Source organism: Pontibacter toksunensis (assembly GCF_042686245.1).
GTDB lineage: Bacteria > Bacteroidota > Bacteroidia > Cytophagales > Hymenobacteraceae > Pontibacter > Pontibacter toksunensis.
Map to the genome: position 1 here is coordinate 1 of NZ_JBHUOX010000016.1, position 20,616 is coordinate 20,616.

12 protein-coding genes are annotated in these 20,616 nt (G+C 47.2%); all 12 read left to right on the plus strand.

The window, feature by feature from the left end; genetic code table 11:
- Window positions 1–561 precede the first annotated feature (561 nt).
- The 12 genes from ACFS7Z_RS18540 (at window position 562) to ACFS7Z_RS18595 (ending at window position 20,596) form a co-directional block, all read left to right on the plus strand.
- Window positions 562–1,134: a hypothetical protein gene (locus ACFS7Z_RS18540; protein ID WP_377487737.1), complete on the plus strand. Its 573-nt coding sequence runs from the start codon at window positions 562–564 to the stop codon at window positions 1,132–1,134.
- 268 nt (window positions 1,135–1,402) lie between these two features.
- Window positions 1,403–2,488, plus strand: a complete 1,086-nt coding sequence (locus ACFS7Z_RS18545; RefSeq protein ID WP_377487739.1) for a Gfo/Idh/MocA family protein — start codon at window positions 1,403–1,405, stop codon at window positions 2,486–2,488.
- A gap of 250 nt (window positions 2,489–2,738) precedes the next feature.
- Window positions 2,739–3,992 carry a Tm-1-like ATP-binding domain-containing protein gene (locus ACFS7Z_RS18550; protein ID WP_377487741.1) on the plus strand — a complete coding sequence of 418 codons (1,254 nt, stop codon included), beginning with the start codon at window positions 2,739–2,741 and terminating at the stop codon, window positions 3,990–3,992.
- A gap of 46 nt (window positions 3,993–4,038) precedes the next feature.
- Window positions 4,039–4,914 (plus strand): phosphoenolpyruvate hydrolase family protein, encoded by an 876-nt coding sequence (locus ACFS7Z_RS18555; RefSeq protein ID WP_377487743.1) that lies wholly within the window; start codon window positions 4,039–4,041, stop codon window positions 4,912–4,914.
- 609 nt (window positions 4,915–5,523) lie between these two features.
- Window positions 5,524–6,555, plus strand: coding sequence for a LacI family DNA-binding transcriptional regulator (locus tag ACFS7Z_RS18560; protein WP_377487745.1), 1,032 nt, complete (start codon window positions 5,524–5,526; stop codon window positions 6,553–6,555).
- Window positions 6,556–7,105: 550 nt separating this feature from the next.
- On the plus strand, window positions 7,106–9,400 hold the full coding sequence (locus ACFS7Z_RS18565) for a GH92 family glycosyl hydrolase (protein WP_377487747.1): 2,295 nt from the start codon (window positions 7,106–7,108) through the stop codon (window positions 9,398–9,400).
- 42 nt (window positions 9,401–9,442) lie between these two features.
- Complete coding sequence (locus ACFS7Z_RS18570; RefSeq protein WP_377487749.1) at window positions 9,443–10,339, plus strand: ROK family protein; 897 nt, start codon at window positions 9,443–9,445, stop codon at window positions 10,337–10,339.
- A 375-nt stretch (window positions 10,340–10,714) separates the two neighbouring features.
- Window positions 10,715–12,586, plus strand: a complete 1,872-nt coding sequence (locus ACFS7Z_RS18575; RefSeq protein WP_377487751.1) for a family 16 glycoside hydrolase — start codon at window positions 10,715–10,717, stop codon at window positions 12,584–12,586.
- Between the two features lie 19 nt (window positions 12,587–12,605).
- The gene (locus ACFS7Z_RS18580; RefSeq protein ID WP_377487753.1) at window positions 12,606–14,639 is read left to right on the plus strand and encodes a hypothetical protein; all 2,034 of its coding nucleotides are present in this window, start codon (window positions 12,606–12,608) and stop codon (window positions 14,637–14,639) included.
- Between the two features lie 175 nt (window positions 14,640–14,814).
- A complete protein-coding gene (locus ACFS7Z_RS18585; RefSeq protein WP_377487755.1) occupies window positions 14,815–15,549 on the plus strand; it encodes a 3-keto-disaccharide hydrolase in 735 nt (244 codons plus the stop codon).
- 214 nt (window positions 15,550–15,763) lie between these two features.
- Window positions 15,764–16,921, plus strand: a complete 1,158-nt coding sequence (locus tag ACFS7Z_RS18590; RefSeq protein ID WP_377487757.1) for a glycoside hydrolase family 76 protein — start codon at window positions 15,764–15,766, stop codon at window positions 16,919–16,921.
- Between the two features lie 585 nt (window positions 16,922–17,506).
- Complete coding sequence (locus ACFS7Z_RS18595; protein ID WP_377487759.1) at window positions 17,507–20,596, plus strand: SusC/RagA family TonB-linked outer membrane protein; 3,090 nt, start codon at window positions 17,507–17,509, stop codon at window positions 20,594–20,596.
- Window positions 20,597–20,616: the final 20 nt, after the last annotated feature.

Consider the following 20,616-nt stretch of genomic DNA (forward strand, 5'->3'; position numbering starts at 1 on the left):
CTGGTGAGAAAGACATTATCCTTCTCCAGATCATGGGAAAATCACCGATTGGCTATACGTTACTTCCTGTATAACTATAATCTTGAAAGATTGGCAATAAAGCCAGCCTTACTTTAAACACAGTACCAAATCATTGGCAAAAAAAGTAAGGGAAATGATGATAATAATTGCTGCACGATCCTTTAGCTTTTGGTTCTTGTCAGATATAAATCTAAGTAAGGTGTCTAATATTTACATGGATGGATCTCATGTTTCTTTATTACTTTTACTCAAGTCTCTCTTCATATGCCAGCCGTGGTTTCTCGCGCTTCACTGCCTGCTTATAGCCCTTCCTATGAAATGCATGATTTTGGCCTAGAGGAAGAAGAGGAGTTAGCATTTGGCCTATTTCTTTCTTTTATCAGAGAGACTTCATCACGTCAAGCTTAAGGCTATATTTATAGAGTTATATATCGGTTATATCTAAAAAAGCAATATGGTTATTCTCTGCAAAGCCTTGTGATAAATTCTATTTGCAATCTTTTAAAATTAATTATGTACTACATTTAGTACATTACGTACATGAAGGAGAACAAGAAAGATGATCGGGCTACTATAAAGGTCCCGTACACTACTAGGCAAAAAGTGACTGTGTTAGCCGCTACCTTAGGTGTGCCGATGTATCAGGCAATAGATGACTTGGTATCAAACAAACTAACAGAAATGGGTATAAATGTTAAAGACCAAAGTATCATGACACAGCGAGACGTAATAGATGCCATGGCGGCATTAGCAGAAGTAGTAAAGATAAACCGGGAGGTGCCAGGCTCTGAGAGTGTTGTAGCAGAAGCCAATGAGAAGATAAAAGAACTCATTCCTTTATTAGGTGCTGAAGAAGCGACAACATCTACTGATGTATCTTTTCGTGTGGGGGAGATAATATCAAAAGAGGAACTAGCCGCTAAATACGGCTATAGTGTAAAGGAGATTGAGCTTCTGATTCAGGACGCCCTTGTAATCCTGAAAGATTTTTATTCAGATGCGCTGATTGTAGAAATGCTTGATATGGTCAAAAAACACAAGATGAATCTAATCACTTCAAAACACCTCATGCTCCGAGACTTGAGAAGGAGGGAAAGTCACGGCAGAGAATAAACCGTATAGGATGCATATGATAAACAGTAGAGTAGTAAGTTGAAAACAACTATCTCTGTTATTCTTCTTATAATCGTTTCCTGATGCACGAGAGGGGATAGCAAAAGCCACCAGGTAGTAGGTGGCTTTTGCTATTTGAATTTTTTATACATGGTGCGGTAGCTTACTTTGTTTAAAGGAGTGACGAGTACTGAGGGTATGGTATTTCTAAGCCACTTTCACATGCTGCCCACTCTATCATCAAATACACAGAAACAAAATTAAGGATATGAAAGCATTTTTAGTTGCCCTTTTTTGTGTTTTGCTCTATACACAAACTTTTGCCCAAACGCCCGTGAAAGTTGCAGTAGCAGGTCTGAGCCACGGCCATGTCGACTGGATTTTCAACAGGCCCGGTAAAAAAGATATTGTTCTGGTGGGTATTTACGAGCCTAATAAGGAGTTGGTGGACAGGTACGCCAAACGTTATAAAATCGACCAGAAATTGTTTTTTAGCGACCTGAATAAAATGCTGGACCAGGTAAAGCCGAATGCTGTGTCTGCCTTTGGTGCAACCAGTGACCATGTTACTGTAGTGAGGGCATGTGCTCCAAGGAAAATCCATGTTATGGTGGAGAAACCATTGGCTACCACATTGGCTGATGCAAAAGAAATCCAGTCGCTCGCGTCCAAGAATAATATCCATGTACTGACAAATTTCGAGACGTCCTGGTATGCAAGCAATCAGTATGTTGCTGGTTTAGTGGGTGAGGGCAAGTTGGGGGAGGTACGGAAAGTGATGGTGAATGATGGGCACCAGGGGCCTAAGGAAATTGGGGTGAGCAAAGAGTTTCTGGAAATCCTAACGGACCCGCTGAAGAACGGAGCAGGCGCCTTGATGGATTTCGGATGCTATGGCGCCAACCTTATAACCTGGCTTATGAATGGAGAAAAGCCTGCTTCTGTAACGGCAGTAGTGCAGCAGAACAAGCCTGATATTTATCAGAAGGTAGATGATGAAGCAACCATTATCCTGCAGTACCCCAAAGCCCAGTGTATTATTCAGGGGTCGTGGAACTGGCCCTTCTCCCGAAAAGACATGGAAGTTTATGGTGAAAAGGGATATGCTGTAGCCGTGGATGCAACAACCGTTCGTCAGCGCCTGAGTGAGAAATCGCCTGAAGAGCTGTTAAAGCTGAAACCACGCCCTGAGCCGTATACCGACCCCTTTTCCTTACTGGCTTCAGTTGTAAGTGGTAGGCTGGCGCTTGATAAAAACGACCTCTACGAATTACCCATCAATGTTACCGCCGTAGAGATTCTGGAAGCAGCTAAAGAATCAGCAAAGCTGAACAAAACAATCTTCTTAAAGTAAGCTTAAGAAGGCTACGGAACAGCAAGTTCGATTCACAAAAATACAAAATGCTTATCAAACCACACTTCAGGGGCTGCAGGTAGTTTGTGGGGTAGCTTTATTTTACCCAGCTAACAAAAATGAATAGATTCATGTAAACCATACATTCAACTCTAGAAGCAAACAAAGCAGTTGAACAAACCAACAGGTTTATTGAAATGGATTATAAGCCATAGAACAAAGCTTCTCTCCACCTAAAGCGAAGAACCAGATGTCCGCTAACCACAAATTCGTTTTGATGCTCGGCTGTTTCGATACGAAAGGAGAGGTTTTCTCCTTTCTCCGCCATTGTCTGCTTGCACATGGAGAGCAGGTAATAACCATCAACACCGGCGTTATGGGTACTACAGAGTATTTCCCAGTGGATTTCGAAGCTGACCGTGTGGCTTTGGAAGCAGGCTTTACCATTATTGACCTAAGAGAAAAAGCTGACCGGGGACATGCAGTAGACGTGATGGGGAAGGGAGCTGCCGTCCTTATCGCCCGGCTCGTGGCGGAAGGACGGGTAAAGGCAGCCATTGGCATGGGCGGCGGCGGCGGTACATATATTGCACTTTCGGCGATGCAGTCAATACCGCTAGGGGTGCCCAAGCTTTGTTTATCCACTTTAGCGGCCAAAGATCTATCGCGGCAATTAGGTAACAAGGACATTACGCTTATGCCTTCGATAGTGGATGTGGCCGGCCTCAACAGCATCAGCAAACTTTTGATAGCACAGGCGGCTGCGGCCATTTGTGCCATGGCTCAGGTCGTGCCTACAGAAGATGCGGCTAGTGCCGGCATCATTGCCATCAGCATGTTCGGCAATACCACTCCCTGTGTTGATCAATGCAGTGAGTTATTAAAAAATCAAGGGTATGAAGTACTTGCTTTCCATGCTATAGGGGTGGGTGGACGCACCATGGAGGGCCTAATACGCGAAGGGTGCTTTGATGCCGTTCTGGATATCACAACGACCGAACTGGCCGATGAACTGTGCGGCGGCATTTGCAGCGCGGGCCCTGAGCGGCTCAGTGCTGCAGTAGAGATGAAGATTCCGCAGGTAGTGGTGCCGGGATGCCTGGACATGGTTAATTTTGCGCAGCTAGATACGGTGCCGGATCAGTACCAGGCCCGGCAGCTCTATAGCTGGGCGCCTGATGTTACCTTAATGCGGACCAATGAAGAGGAAAACCGCCTGCTGGGTGAGAGGCTCGCCCAAAAACTGAATAGTTCCGCTGCCGCTGCCATACTATTGCCTAATAAGGGGATATCGCAGATAGATGCAGCTGGCGGGGTGTTTCATCGTCCTGATATCGACCAGATTCTGTTTGATGCTATAAAAGAACATGCTGTTAAAGAAGTACCGGTAGTGGAAGTAGATGCTCATATAAACGATAAAAAGTTTGCTGAGGCAGCAGTGGGAATGTTGTTAAACCTGATAGCCAAGAACAAAGCGAATAGCAGCAGTGTGGCTAGCGCTTAAATGACTTTAGTAAATTCAACTATTTTTTCAAATCAAAGATCTTATTATGCCAAATCCATGGACCGGAAAGGGGAATCCTTATACCAAGCAGGAAGTCAGAGACCGCTTACAGCTTACCTTAGATCAGCAAAAAGCGATTATAGCAGCTGGGGCAGGTACTGGTATCAGTGCTAAATTCATTGAGAAAGGCGGTGCCGACCTGATTATTATTTATAACTCTGGCCGTTTCCGCATGGCTGGACATGGTTCTACGGCGGGCCTGATGGCTTATGGTGATGCCAATGCGGTGGCCATGGAGATTGGTGAGTTTGAGGTGCTGCCGGTAGTGGAAGAGGTGCCTGTTATCTGTGGGGTCCACGGCTCTGACCCCCGCCGCCGGATGTGGCATCATTTGCTGAAGGTAAAGGAAATGGGCTTTTCAGGAGTTAATAATTTTCCTACACATGCTATTGTCGATGGCCATTTCCGGGCAGTGCTGGAAGAAACAGGTATGGGCTTTGACAAAGAAGTGGAAATGATCAGGCTGGCAAGTAAGATGGACTTGTTCACCATTGTGTACGTGGCTACACCGGAGGAGGCCCGGCAGATGGCTCAGGTGGGAGCAGACGCCATTATTGCGCATGTGGGCACAACCGTTGGCGGTTCTATCGGGGTGGTAGGTGCCACCTGCTCAATGGACGAAGCCATCGAGCGAACGAATGAAATTATTGCGGCGGGCAGTGAAGTTAACCCGGAAACATTCTTCCTTACGCACGGTGGGCCTATTAATACACCGGAAGATGTGCGGGTAGTGTTAGCGAACACCAGGGCCCACGGCTTTGTGGGGGCCTCTTCACTGGAGCGCATGGGGGTAGAAAAATCCTTAACAGAGCTGACACAGCGGTTCAAAGCGCTGGACTTACCCCATAAGCATGCAGAATAAAGTAAATATAGTGGCTTGCAGAACAGTGCGGTAGCGTCGAGAGAACCGAAAGGCAAGCTTCGTTTAAAAAAGGAGCAGACACCTTTCACTTCAGTAGTGGCACGAATACAAAGGTGCCAGGCTGAACACCTGAAAAATAGGCTTACGCGCTATAAACTTACTACAGACGGTAGAGACAATGTAATGAGAACGCAGTCATTTCTGCTGTACGCAGAGGCTGAGTTAGCTTCTCTACGTGCAAATACCGGTGGAGAAACAGTAGATTGAGCCACTTACAAAGTCTGCGGATTTATGTGCAGGGCATTTAAAGATGCCGTAGCAAAGAACCTTAGGTTGAATGTCATTCGTGCAATAAAGAGACCCTGCTCCGGCATTTGTAACTTCAAATATTATATTAACTTAATAATATATTATATTGCCTGAGGCTAGCCGCTTGTCCTTTACAGGAACTTAGGATAAGACTCTGGAAGAAGGATTCTAAAATTTTTATGGCAGCAAACTTATTTTGCAATAATAAAAATATGAACAGGCTCCTTTAATCAAAAAATGCCTGTTCATTTACCTGCGCTTCATCATTAGTAAGCACAGGTTTGTAGTTACTTTCTTAAGATGAAGAATAAGAAACCCTCCATACGCGACATTGCGAAGCAACTGAATATATCTACTTCTACCATCTCTTTTGTTTTAAATGGTAAAGCGAAAGAAATGCGTATTAGTGATCAGCTAGCCGAAAAGGTTCTGAAGTATGTGGAGCAGGTAGGATATAAGCCAAACCAGATAGCCCAGAGCTTAAGGACAGGAAAGTCTAAGAACATCAGTTTGATGGTAGAAGACATTTCGAACGCTTTTTTCTCTAAGGTTGCCCGATTAATTGAGGAGGCGGCGCACCAAAAAGGCTATAGAATAATCTACTGCAGCACAGAAAACGACGTTGAGAAAACCCGGGAGCTTATCAGGATGTTCAGGGATTGGCAGATTGATGGCTATATCATGACGCCTCCTGCAGGGGTGGAGGAAGACATACAAGCCCTGATAGACGACAAGTTTCCTGTTATTCTGTTCGATCGTTTCTTTCCTGACTTACAAACGAACTATGTTATCATCGACAACTTTAATAGTACCTATAATGCCACAAACCACCTGATAGGCCAGGGGTACTCTAAGATTGCCTTCATTACAATTGAGTCAGAGCAAGTGCAAATGAACGATCGCCTCAGTGGCTATAAGAGCGCACTAAAAAATAATAACCTACGGCCGTATGTGGCGGAACTGGAGTTCAAAGATCCGGATGATAGAAATATAGCGCGTGTTGTGTCTTTTCTGAAAGACAACAGAGACATAGATGCAGTGATATTTGCAACCAACTACATTAGTATCTGGGGGCTACAGGCAATAAAAGACACAGGGTTTCTGTTGCCATCTGAAATCGGGATTGTTTCTTTTGACGACCATGATATCTTTCCCCTCTTTGTGCCAACCGTTTCAGCTGTCGCGCAACCCATAGAAGAAATTTCAAGAGAGGTTATCAATATGATGTTGAACCAACTGGAGAATTCCAGTCTGGCGAATTCAAATGAGGAACTAGTACTGCCAGCAAAGCTTATCATTCGAGAATCTTCACGGAAAAAAAAACTGGATTAGCAGCTTCATTTTAGTACCGCATTGTCTGTTTCCGGCGTGTCACGATTAGTTGCAGCGGCATATTCCGTTTACTTCTTTATCGCCAGTTATGTGTTTACTCCTCAATACTCTCACCTGATATTCTCCATTAGAATGGAAGAATACAGTATACAACCACAATAAAAGTGAAATAAAAGTTGAAATATTAAGAATAAAGTGATTAATTGCTCATAAAGGAGCATAAGTTATAGCACAATACTACTACACCTGGTAAAGGTAAAAATAGTGTTGTGTCTGATTCCTGCTCATATTGTCTCTTCTTTTGTCTCTTTTACATTGTGTGGGTGCTTGCACTCTGGTTACTTTTCAAGACTGTTTAACTACATGCTGTTAAGCACAATGTTGGAATAAATGTAAGTCTGTTGGAAAGGAAGACGTGCTGATTAGTATGTGAAAGCCTTTTTGATTTTAGTTTTGTTTTTATTTACTTGCTTGCTAAAACGATTTAGTAGAAAGTGAAAACTCTAAAAAGTGGTATCAGCTTTTTGAATAGTATAAAAAGTAAATGTAAATGGTAAGATCTTTAATCTGTCTTGTATCTCTTATTGTGCTTTCGTTGCCGGCTTTTGCACAAAAGGGCAATACTTTTCAACCTGCTGAGCTGGTAAATCCCCTAATGGGCACAGATTCTAAGCCGAGCCTGTCTAATGGTAACACCTATCCGGCGTTGGGAGTGCCTTGGGGAATGAACCTTTGGACGCCGCAGACGGGCAAGATAGGCGACGGCTGGGCCTATACGTATGATGCAGATAGAATTCGCGGCTTCAAGCAGACGCATCAGCCATCTCCCTGGATGAATGACTACGGACAATTCGCGATAATGCCGGTTACTGGTAAAGTGAGGTTCAAAGAGGATGACAGGGCCAGTTGGTTCTCACACAAAGCGGAGGTTGCTAAGCCATATTATTACAGCGTATACCTGGCTGATCATGACGTAACAGCCGAAATGACTCCAGCAGAACGCGCTGCTCAGTTCCGTTTTACCTTTCCTAAGTCCGACAGCTCCTTCATTGTGGTGGATGCGCTCGACAAAGGCTCTTATATAAAGGTCATTCCCGGAGAAAACAAAATAGTCGGCTATACAACCAAGCACTCCCGCAGTAACCCAAAAGACTTTAAAAACTACTTTGTTATTTACAGTGATAAACCTTTTAACCTAACGTACACCTGGCGAGACAGTGTGCTGGTGAAGGATGAACTGGAGATGCAAACTAACCATACCGGGGCAGTAGTGGGCTTTAAAACCACAAAAGGAGAGTTCGTGCACCTGAAAGTTGCTTCCTCCTTTATTAGCCTGGAGCAGGCTGAGCTAAACTTAAAAAGAGAACTCGCCGGCGACAAGTTCGACGATACAAAAGCAAAGGCACAGCAGCTTTGGAATAACGCGCTGGGCAGAATAAAAGTGGAGGGTGGCACAGAGGAGCAGATGCGTACCTTTTACTCCTGTCTCTACCGAACCCTCTTTTTTCCACAGCGCATGTATGAGGTAAATGCCGCTGGCAATGCCGTGCACTACAGCCCCTACGATGGCAAGACCTATGACGGATACCGTTTCGCCGGCACCGGCTTCTGGGACACCTTCCGGGCGCTGTACCCTTTCCTGAACCTGGTTTATCCATCTATAAACAAAGAGATGCAGGCGGGCCTTGTAAATGACTACAAAGAAGGCGGATGGCTGCCGGAGTGGTCGAGCCCAGGCTATGCTAACATTATGGTAGGCAACAACTCTGCCTCTGTTGTGGCCGATGCCTACATGAAAGGCCTGCGGGGTTATGACATCAATACATTATATGAGGCGTTGCTGCACGGTGCCAACAACGAGGGGCCAATCACAGCCATTGGCCGTGCCGGTGCTGACTACTATAATAAGCTAGGCTACGTGCCTTACGACGTAGATATAAATGAAAACGCCGCACGTACCCTGGAGTATGCCTATGACGACTTTGCTATCTACCAGCTGGCCAAAGCCCTGAACCGGCCACAACAGGAAATTGACCTTTACGCAAAGCGCAGCCAGAATTACCGTAACCTCTTTGACCCTTCCACAGGGCTGATGCGCGGCAAGAACAAAGATGGTTCTTTCCAGTCTCCTTTTAATCCCTTCAAATGGGGCGATGCTTTTACGGAGGGAAACAGCTGGCATTACAGCTGGTCTGTCTTCCACGATGTGCAGGGGCTGGTAGACCTGATGGGAGGAAGAAAAAACTTTGTAGCCAAACTGGACTCTGTCTTCTCACTGCCTCCTGTTTTTGATGAAAGCTATTACGGTGGCGTGATACATGAGATACGGGAGATGCAGATTGCCAATATGGGCCAGTATGCACACGGAAACCAGCCGATTCAGCACATGATATACCTGTACAACTACGCCGGTGAGCCATGGAAAGCGCAGTACTGGGCGCGCCAGACCATGAACCGCATGTATAAGCCAACGCCCGACGGTTATATCGGGGATGAAGACAACGGGCAAACTTCAGCCTGGTATGTGTTTTCAGCCATGGGCTTTTACCCTGTTACACCAGCAGTAAACCAGTATGTGCTGGGAGCGCCTCTGTTCAGGAAAACAACGCTGCAACTGGAGAACGGCAAGGAGTTCGTGATTGAGGCACCTAGAAACAGCGAAGAGAACATATATGTGCAAAAGGTTAAGCTCAACGGCAAGAAATACGGCAAGAACTACATTACCCACGAAGTTATTATGAGGGGTGGTAAGCTTGTGTTTGATATGGGAGCTACTCCAAGCAAAGAAAGGGGTACTGAAAGCGAGGCTTATCCTTATTCCTTATCCAATTCACTCAATCAGTAGTTGCGACTAATTCAGAGGTTTGTTCTAAAAGAGAATACAGTGATGGATAACCCGATAGTATTAGGAATAGACATTGGCGGCTCACATGCCACCGCAGCACTCGTAAACCTCAGTACCTGTAACCTTCTGCTGGGAAGCCGTGAAAGAAGGGAGATTGACAGCCAGGGGACTGTGGAGGAAATTATGAAGGACTGGTGTGAAATTGCAGAGGAGACAATAAAGAAAACCACGAAGTTCTCAGGCAAGATTGGTATAGCTATGCCTGGGCCCTTTGATTATCAGATGGGAATTTCGCTTATACAGGGGCAAAACAAGTATGAAAAACTATACAAGCTGAATATAAAGGAGATGCTGGCTCAAAGGCTCTCGATGGAGCCTGAAAACATCAGGTTTATAAATGATGCCGAATGCTTTTTGCAGGGAGAAGTAGTATGCGGGGCGGCAAAAGGATACAGCAGCGCGTTGGGCCTGACGCTGGGTACCGGTTTCGGTTCTGCCATTTACAAGAATGGGAAATCAAGAGATGCGGCGCTGTGGTGTGCCCCCTTTGAGGAAGGCATTGCAGAAGACAAGCTATCTACCCGGTGGTTTGTAAAGGCATACTTTGACCTGACAGGGCTGGAGGTAAGAGGCGTAAAAGAGCTTGCCGAATTGGCAGACAAAGACCCACACGTGCAGGAGGTGTTTCATAGGTTTGGAAGAAACCTCGCGCTGTTCCTGATTAATTTCTTTAAGCAGGAGAACCCGGAAGTAGTTGTAATTGGGGGAAATATCTCAAAAACCTACCACTTGTTCTCATCTGAGTTGCTGAAGCGGCTGAAGGAAGGCGGGGTTGATACGACCATTCGCATTGCAGAACTGGGAGAAGAATCTGCCTTGCTGGGTGCGGCTGCCACCTGGATAGAGGCAAAACAGGAAGAATTTTGGGTTGAGCGATAGCATTTTACAAAAGGACTGTTCTGATTTAATATCGATAATGAAGTGACTAACAATGCTTCCCTTTTGTAAAAGCTCTTTATATAAGCTAAATTGAATTAGGAGAGACTGGAAAAGTTATAGGCACTGCTGCCAAATAAAAGTACCCTGTAAAGATGAGAAATACATTTTTCAGGCCTTTGAGAAGGAATACATGATGAATTTCTTCTTAACCTGGGACTAAACTGAAATAAATAAATTGAAATAAAGCACGAGCTGGAAAGGAGTGACAGGGAATTGGAGGTGTATTTTGAAAGCTTTCAAGTTGAATTCTTCTGTTTCGGATTACGCACTTGGTTCAGGTAGAATGCTTCACAATAAAAACACAAAATAAAATATATGGTAAGATTAAAGTTTTCAGTAAACAAGCTACTGGTAACGGGCTTGTTTTGGGCATGCGGTGCCGGGCTAGCCCTAGCACAGTCAGCCGGAGAATCTTATGCACTTCCGCTAAAAGATTTATCTTCCTTCCAGAACCCGGGAAAGAGCTGGCAGATTGCCGGAGGTGTAACGGCAGAGCTCGACAAGGCGAACAGGCTGAATACAGTGGAAGGCAATGGCGTGCTGGTGAACGACCCGGGCAGAAGAAAAAAGGGAACAGACCTCTATACCAACTTTGAGCATGGAGACATGGACATGGAGCTTGATTTTATGATGGCGAAGGGCGCTAATTCCGGCATTTACCTGCAGGGCAGGTACGAGGTGCAGCTGAACGACAGCTGGGGAACAAAGACTGCTACCTCCGGGGACAATGGTGGTATTTATGAGCGCTGGGACGAAAGCCGACCCAATGGGCAGAAGGGCTTTCAGGGGTATGCTCCCCGCCAGAATGTAAGCCGCGCTCCCGGGCTGTGGCAGCACCTGAAGGTCTCGTTCCAGGCACCGCGCTTTGATGCCAGCGGCAAGAAGATTGAGAACGCCAAAATACTGCGCGCCGAGCTGAACGGTGTAGTTATACACGAGAATGTAGAGCTATTCGGGCCAACGCGGGGTGCTATGGGAAACAATGAAGTGCCAACAGGTCCGCTCCGATTTCAGGGAGACCACGGTGCCGTAGCATTCAAGGATATAAAGATAACGGAGTATGGCAAACCCCGCCCTGAACTTGTAGATCTGAAGTACCAGGTGTATAAAGGGAAGTATGAGGTGGAGCCGCTATATGACAGCATTCCTCCTGAAGCGGAGGGAACCTCTGTTGCGCTGACCTCCACAATAAGTCCTTTTCCGAACGATTTTCTTATCCGATACAGGGGTACGCTCCGGGTAAAAGAGCCGGGGGAGTATACCTTTAACCTAAATGCAGGCGGTGGCGGAGGAATGATGAAAATCAACAACAAAGTTGTCATTCCGATAGGGGACAGAAACCTGCGGGGTACTGTAAACCTGCCTGCCGGCGACATGCCTTTTGAGCTTATTTACTCCAAGATTGTAGAGTGGGGAAGACCTTCTATAGGCATCGCCGTGGTAGGCCCTGGCATCAGGGAGTACGTGATGGGCGAACCTGTTGCTGGTGGCGGGAACAATAATTCCCAGGGACCAATCCTGGTGGACGCCCCCGTTAATACCATACTTCGAAGTTTTATGGATCTGCCGATTGAAAATGAAGAAGGCAGAAGAGGTGTCAGAGTGGTGCACGCTGTAAATGTGGGAAGCCCTGAGCAGGTGCATTATACCTACGACATGGACAGAGGCAACATGGTCCAGGTATGGCGCGGAGGGTTCCTGGATGCAACACCGATGTGGTATAGCCGTGGAGATGGATCTTCCCGACCAGTTGGCGCTGTGCAGCACTTCGGACAGCCCGCTTTCACCTTGGCTAAACTGTCTTCTCCACAGGCAGCCTGGGTAGCAGACACCGCAGGCAGCGGCTACCGTCCGGAAGGGTATGATGTGGATAAGAACGACCAGCCAACCTTCAGCTATAAACTGTATGGAGCAAACGTGCAGGATGCTATACGGGTACTGGAAGGTGGTAAAGGAATACGAAGAGAGCTAACAGTGCAGAACCCCGGAGAGAACCTGTACGCCCGTCTGGCAGAAGGCAACACCATTGAGGCAGTTTCGAGAGACATGTACACAGTAGACGGAAAGTCCTATTACATTAAAGTGGATGATGCCGGCGGTGCAAAGCCTGTGGTGAGAGACGCCGGGGGCAAAAAAGAGCTGATAGTGCCGGTACGCGGCAAGGTCAGCTATTCAATCATTTTCTAACATCAGACTATTGTTACCCATGAAACATATGCATAGAAAATCATACCGTCATGCTGCGCTTGGCTTTCTGCTTACTGCGGCAACTGTAACTGGTATCAATGCTTCAGCCGTGGCCCAGGAGTCACCGATGGAAGAGGACTACTTCAGGATAGCAGGTGTGCCTTCACCGGAGGGCGCATTGCTGGAGGTGGGAGGCTTGACAGTGCTTCCTTCAGGCGACCTGGGCATCTCCACACGGCGCGGAGATGTTTACATCGTGGAGAACCCGACGAGCCAGCGGCCTTATTTCCGTAAGTTTGCTTCCGGACTGCATGAGATTCTAGGACTTGCCTATAAAGATGGTGCCCTGTACGCAGCCCAGCGCGGTGAACTAACGAAGCTGGTGGATACAGACATGGACGGTAAGGCCGATAAGTACAAAACCGTTTACGCGTGGCCACTTTCCGGGCACTACCATGAGTATAGTTTCGGGCCCAAGCTTGCTCCGGACGGTGACTTCTTTGTTACCGGCAACGTCGCTTTCGGAAACGAGGAGTGGTGGCGTGGGGAAAGCCGGGTGCCATGGCGCGGCTGGACGATGAAGATCAGTGAAGATGGCAAGTTAGAGCCTTGGGCCACAGGCATGCGTTCACCAGCAGGTCCGGGTGTTATTGACGGAGAGCTTTTCTACACCGACAACCAAGGAGAATGGATGGGTTCAGGAGGGCTTTGGCACGTACCAAAAGGTGCCTTTACAGGCCATCCGGCTGGTTTACGCTGGACGGACATGCCTAACTCACCGGTTAAGCTGACGACTGAGCAAATGTACGCCAAGCTTGATCCGCGCCAGGTAAAGAACGAACAGGGCCGCTACATCAAACCTGAAAATATTGTAGATGAGGACTATGTGGCGATGTACGAGATGAAGAAAGAGTTCCCTGAATTACGTACGCCCGCAGTGTGGCTCCCGCACGGTATTCTGGGTATTTCCAACTCTGAGCCAATAAAGATACCGGAAGAGAACTTTGGTCCGTTTGGTGGCCAGATACTGGTAGGAGACCAAGGAATGAGCTTGATCTCTCGCGTGTTCCTGGAGAAAGTGAATGGCGAATACCAGGGAGCATCTTTCCTGTTCAGAACCGGCTTCCAGTCTGGTGTACTGCGCCTGGCTTGGGCAAAAGACGGTTCTTTGTTTGTGGGAGAGACAAACCGTGGATGGGGCTCCGCAGGTGAAGCCAACCAAGGTTTGCAGCGCCTGGTATGGAACGAAAAAGTGCCGTTCGAGATGCGTGCCGTACGTGCTATGCCAGACGGCTTTGAAATAGAGTTCACCAAGCCTGTAGACCGGAAATCAGCGGAGGATGTGAACTCCTACAATGTTTCCAGCTTCATTTATAAATACCACCCGGTTTACGGCAGCCCGCCTGTAGACACCGAGGAGAACCCTATTAAAGGCGTAAAAGTGTCAGAAGACGGCATGAAGGCCCGCATTGTAGTGGATAACCTGCGCCGCTATTACATCCACAACATCACGTTGAATGGTGTGCGGGAGCGTGATAATTCTCACTCACTGGTTCACCCGACAGCGTACTACACGCTGAACAACATTCCGGAAGGGCAGAAGCTTTCGATGAGTGAGTTGAGCACAAAGAATTCCGCCGCTGCAGCATCAAAGGGGAAATCTACTTCAACAGCATCGGCTAAGAAGTCCTCGCCAGCGAAGGCAAATTCTGCAGCAGCAAGCACAGCCGCTAAAAAGGCGCCTGCTAAAGCCGCTTCGCGCCAAAATGCGCCTACTTACGATGAAGTGAAGGGGCTTCTGGCAAAGCATACCTGCCTGGCCTGCCACAACACAGAAAAAAGACAGGTGGGGCCGGCCTATGTGGATGTAGCCAAGCGTGGCTATACGCCTGAGAGGATTGTGGAGCTGATCCATAACCCGGACCCGAAAAACTGGCCTGATTATGCCACGGAAATGCCGCCGATGCCGCAGGTGCCCAAAGAAGATGCGCTTAAGATTGCCAGATGGATAAATTCACTGGCTGCTCCCGCAGATAAAGCCTCTGCTAAGTAGTGCTTGAAGGGCAAGTGCTGTGGTAAGCTACATGTCGTATGTTCCTCTCCTCCTAACCTGGTCGGGGACATACGGCATTTTTTTAACTAATGCCTGTTACAGCTGCAGCATTGAATCAAACTGATGAAGCAAGCAGCGATGGCTGTAACTTTTAACTCACTGAAAATTGACTCAAATGAAAAAGATATACGCACTACTGGCTTTTGTAGCCACAGTTGTCATGATAAGCGCCTGTGCCTCACAAACGGGCAGTAGCTCAGCTCAGGCTGATAATACATTAACGAAGAAAGAGAAGAATGCCGGCTGGGTGTCGCTTTTTGATGGAGAAAGCATGGACAAATGGCGCGGGTTCAAAAAGGACAATGTACCGGATGCCTGGCAGATCGAGGATGGTGCCATTGCACTAACAGGCAAAGGAGGCGGTGATATCGTTACGAAGGAAGAGTACAAGGATTTTGAACTGATGCTGGACTGGAAGATTTCGGAGGGTGGCAACAGCGGCATTTTCTTCAACGTTTCTGAAGACCCTAAATTCCAGTATACCTTTCAGACAGGCCCGGAAGTACAGATTATAGATGATGAAAGGCACCCGGATGCAAAGCAGGGCAAAAATGGTAACCGCAAAGCAGGAACAAATTACGACCTTCATCCGCTTTCTGAACCTGCCGTGAAACCAGCGGGAGAGTATAACACGGTCCGTTTGGTAGTGAAGAACGGACATGTGGAACAATACCTGAACGGCAAGAAAGTAGTGGAGTACACGCTTTGGAGCCCTGAGTGGGAGCGTATGGTGAAGGAAAGTAAATTTGCCAGCATGCCGGAATACGGAACCTATAAGAGCGGACACATTGCCTTACAGGACCACGGCGACAAGGTATGGTTTAAGAATATCAAGATACGGCCTCTGTAAGGATACTTCACTTATCATGCTTCTGCCGCCTGTTAACAACGCTCCGCCACTTTGTAAGGAGGAAAAATGTAAAGCAACCCTGATGGTGCCTAACGCCAAGGCGCCTTAACACTTTTTTAGAAGTCTGGAGCTCTGCTTCCAGTATAAGTTTAGCATAGGCAGTGGCTTTTGCCCTTGCCAGTACCTTACCTAATTCCACCTATACAATATGAAAATGACTACCAGATTACCTTACCTGCTGTTGCTTGCTGCAGGTCCGCTGTTTATAACGGCATGTGAGAGCGCCAGCCCGTCAAAGACAAGCAAAGACGTACAGGCGCCACAGGATGAGGAGACTTCCTGGGCAGAGGCAGCAGATAAGTCTCAGGATGCCCTTGTCCGGCACTTCTGGTCGCCTAACCAAGGTTACTTTCTAAAAACGAACACAGGAGATACCGCCTTCAATTATTGGTGGCAGGCACATGCCCTGGACGCTATTTGCGATGCCTACGCCCGCACAAATGATCCGAAGTACCTTACCCTCATGAGCGAGTTGCATGAAGGGGTAAAGCGCACGAATGGGAACACGTTCAGCAACAACTATTACGATGACATGGAGTGGATGGCGCTGGCTTGCCTGAGAGCCTATGACCTTACAAAAGATGAAAAGTACAAAGCCACTGCAGAAACACTTTGGGAAGACATAAAAACTGGCTGGAGCGATTATCTGGGTGGTGGCATCAGCTGGAAGAAAGACCAGGTAGATTACAAAAACACACCGGCCAATGCCCCTGCCAGCATTCTGGCGTCCAGGCTATACCAGCTTAACAAGGAGGAGGAAGACCTGGAATGGGCTAAAAAGATATATGAATGGCAGAAAGAAAATTTAGTTGACCCCGCCACTGGCTTGGTATGGGATGGTATAAACAGGCAGGGGGACAATAAAATTGACAAGAACTGGCTGTTCACGTATTGCCAGGGCGTGTACATAGGAGCAGGTTTGGAGCTGTACCAAATTACAGGCCAGCAGGCTTACCTAAATGACGCTGTCAGAACGGCGGACTACGTCTTGAACAACCAACATTTTACCGTGAATAACATACTAAGAGAGCGTGGCGGTGGAGATGGCGGCCTGTTCAAAGGAATACTAGTGCGTTACCTGACAGAGCTTGTGATGGAAGAAGATGTGAGCGAGGAAAGACGCCGCGCTTATGTAGCTTTTCTACGGCAGAACGGGGAACAGCTCTGGAGCAAAGGTACCACGAAGCCCGAGATTCTGTTTAGTTCTGACTGGAGCACCCTTCCCAAAGGCGCTGTTGAAAGCTCTACACAACTCAGTGGCGTTATGCTAACAGAAGCACTGGCCAAATTTGAAAAAGAGGGACTGCTTTGAAAGCTAGAGTCGTAGTGTCAGGCACTGCAATTCACAACCTTACCTGTTGTATGCGTATGCTTTGCTTGCTATAGGAGGGAAGCTCCGGTTTAGAAAGCCACTTTGTTCCACGTTCGCCTCATTATCTTGAGTATGGAAAGCGGCCCCCTGTCTGATAGCTTGTTTTTTGCCTCGAATGTTGTTTAAAATCCTCAAAGAATTTTAGAGCACCTTTAGATTATAATTATGATTACTCACTCACTTCCACTCAAATATCTATATAAAACTTTTGGATATTAAAATACATTGATTAATTTAAGCCAAAGAAAGATAAAAAACTATTATAAAATTAGCTGCCTGAGCTACTGGCTTCCAGATGTGTGCAGGTAAAAAAATAAGGTGGTGGCTTTTAAGCGTGAACACACGTGTGTTTGACGGTAGGGAGCCTAGAATATGATGAAGATGAGGTTTGCAGTAGATTATAATATAACTTATTACGCAGTAAAGGAGGTATTCAAAAATCCATCAAAAGACAAACTATAATTGTTGCAGATGCTAAAACGTTTTAGCGTGCTTTAATCAGTGTCATAATTAATTTTAAAACCTATGAAACACCAATTTACAGATTTGCTTAATGGTAGCTATGTAAAAGGAAAGGGGCGGATCTTCTGTACCGGCCTTCTTTCTTTTACAATTTGTGCGGGCTTGACTGGTCCACAAAGCTATGCAGCTGAAAAAGATCAGCTAAATACAATCTCTTCGGCTCTGGTCTCTGGGAAGAGTTCAGTCGCAGGTAGTTTCTCAAAGTATGAAGTGCAGGTAAGTGGTACGGTGAAAGACGCAACGGGCATGCCACTGCCAGGAGTAACAGTAGTTTTAAAGGGTACAACTACAGGCGTTTCTACTGATGCAGATGGAAACTTTAGCCTCACCGTACCGGATGATCAAAGCAACGGCACCCTCATATTCTCCTACATTGGATACGCAACGAAGGAAGTTAAGATCGGCAACCAATCTACTATCAATGTAACCTTATCTACCGATGCCAAGGCACTGGAAGAAGTGGTGGTAGTGGGTTACGGTACCATGGAAAGGAAAGAAGTGAGTAGTGCCGTTACCACAGTGACAAGTGAGAATTTTCAGAAAGGAGCCTTTAACAGCCCTTTGCAGATGATTGAAGGTAAAGTGGCCGGGGTAACTATTTCCAACCCTGCTGCATCCGACCCAAACGCAGGACCAAGCATACAGTTGCGGGGTGCTGCCTCTCTCAGGTCAGGTAACGGGCCGCTGGTCGTAATTGACGGATTGCCGGGCGGGGATTTGCGAAACCTGGCGCAGCAGGACATTGAGTCTATCTCGGTGCTGCGTGATGCCGCCGCTGCTGCTATCTACGGTTCGCGCGGTGCCAACGGTGTTATCCTTGTTCAGACGAAAAGAGGAAAAGCCGGAAAAGTGTCCGTAACCTACGACGGCTTTGTAGAGCACGACCGGGTAGCAGCCAGGCCTGATATTCTTTCTCCGGAGGAATTCCTGGAGCGGGGCCGGGATGCTGACCGTGGAGCCAGGACAAACTGGTACGATGAGTTAATTAGAGAGGACAACTTCGGTCAGAATCATACTTTGGCGGTAAGCGGCGGTAACGAAAATACAGTGTTTCGCCTCTCAGGCCAGTACAGAACAAAAGAAGGTATTGATATTGCCTCTGACCGGAAAGAGTATGGCCTGCGGGCAAGCTTCCTGCAAATGGCTATGAACGGCCGTTTGGAGGTAGGCGGCAATCTTTCTTACAGGATAGTGAGTGAAGAATACACCAACTATGGCGCTTTCCAGCAAGCAGTGAAGCTAAACCCTACCATTCCGATCATGGATCCGAATGATCCTACCAGATATAACACCATCTTAGGGTTTGATACTTATAATCCGGTTCAGAGCCTGCTAGCCAGAGAAAATGGGGCAGACCGGGAATATTCTATTGTAGACATCTCTACTAAATACAATATTCTAGATAACCTGAGCACGGAGCTTAAATTGGCACGGCAGGGCCAAGATGCGTACAGAAGAGAGTACCACTCATCCATGGCGGCAGAGTCTGTGCAGAATGACCGTACGGGGCGCGCCCGGTTAGGAGATGAGCGGTGGACGGATTATGTACTAGAGTGGCTGAACAACTACAATACTACCATCGGGAAACACGACATCAGGTTGTTGGGTGGTTACTCTTACCAGGAGTCAAACAACAGAGGGTTCTTTGCCGAGAATGCCGATTTCCCTTCTGATGCGTTCGGATACGATAACCTGAGTGCCGGAGAATGGAACAGAGCAGAAAAAGGCCGTTTAGGTATGGATTCCTGGAGAAGCAAGGAAAAGACCATTGCCTTCCTTGGTCGTTTGAACTACAACTTTGATGACACCTACTATCTGATGGCATCCTTCCGTTATGAGGGTAACACAAAGTTCGGTATAGAGAACAAATGGGGTCTTTTCCCGGCCGTATCTGCTGCATGGCGCGTGTCTAACCTACCAGCCTTGCAGGGAATTGACGTTATTGATGACTTAAAGCTGCGCGCTTCCTATGGTGTTACAGGTCGCTCTGGCTTTGACAGGTACACTGCTCTTCAGCGCTACCAGGGCTACGGCAGGTACCAGAACGATGAAGGTACCTGGATACAGGTGTACGGACCCGGAAACAACTATAACCCTGATTTGCGTTGGGAGAAAGCCATTTCCTATAACGTTGGTCTGGATTTCGCTTTGTTCAGCAACAAGCTGAGCGGTAGCATCGACTACTTTGACCGCAGAAGCAGTGATTTGATTTCAGAGTACCGTGTACCGGTGCCTCCCTTCTTGCACGAGAGAATGTTCGTGAATGTTGGTACCACCAGCTCAAGAGGTGTTGAAACGTCTTTAAACTGGGACGCTGTAAACACAGGAGATTTCAGCTACAGCACCACCCTCACGGGCTCTTACACAAGAGCTAAGTTAGGAACCTGGTCGAATGATGTGTATCAGGCAGACTTTGTAGACCTGCAGGATCTGCCTTCTCCTGGTAACCCTGGGCCGGCTTACAGGCTGGAAGACAACACAGACATTGGTAACTATTATGGCTACAAATATGCCGGGGTAGATGAGGATGGAAATATCCTTGTTTGGAAAGAAGGAATTGAGGGCTCCGAGAAACTACGTGCCAGTGGTAATAACATAGAGGTGAGCCGCGACAGGGACAGAACGTACATCGGCAATGGTGCACCGCGTTACGAACTGGGCTGGACCAATTCGCTTAACTACAAGGCCTTTGACCTGACGATCTTCTTCCGTGGCCGCTTTGACTACCAGATACTGAACCTGTACCAGATGTACTACGGCCTGCAGGGAGAAGCGAGTACCAACCTTTTGCAGGATGCTTTTGACCGAAACGACCACATCAAATCAGGAAAAGTTATCACTGACTACTTCCTGGAGGACGGCGACTTCCTGAGGTTGGATAACCTTACTATCGGATGGTCTCCTAGGCTGGGCGTTGACCAGATAAGCAACTTCAGAATTTATGGATCAGTTAGAAATGTGTTCACTTTAACCGGATATTCCGGCTTGGATCCAACTTCTGTTGGCGTTGTAGGCTTAACTCCTGGCTATGGCAGCCTGGATGTTTACCCTACTACCAGAAACTTTGCAATTGGAGCACAAATCACCTTTTAAGTAACTGTTAAACATCTAGT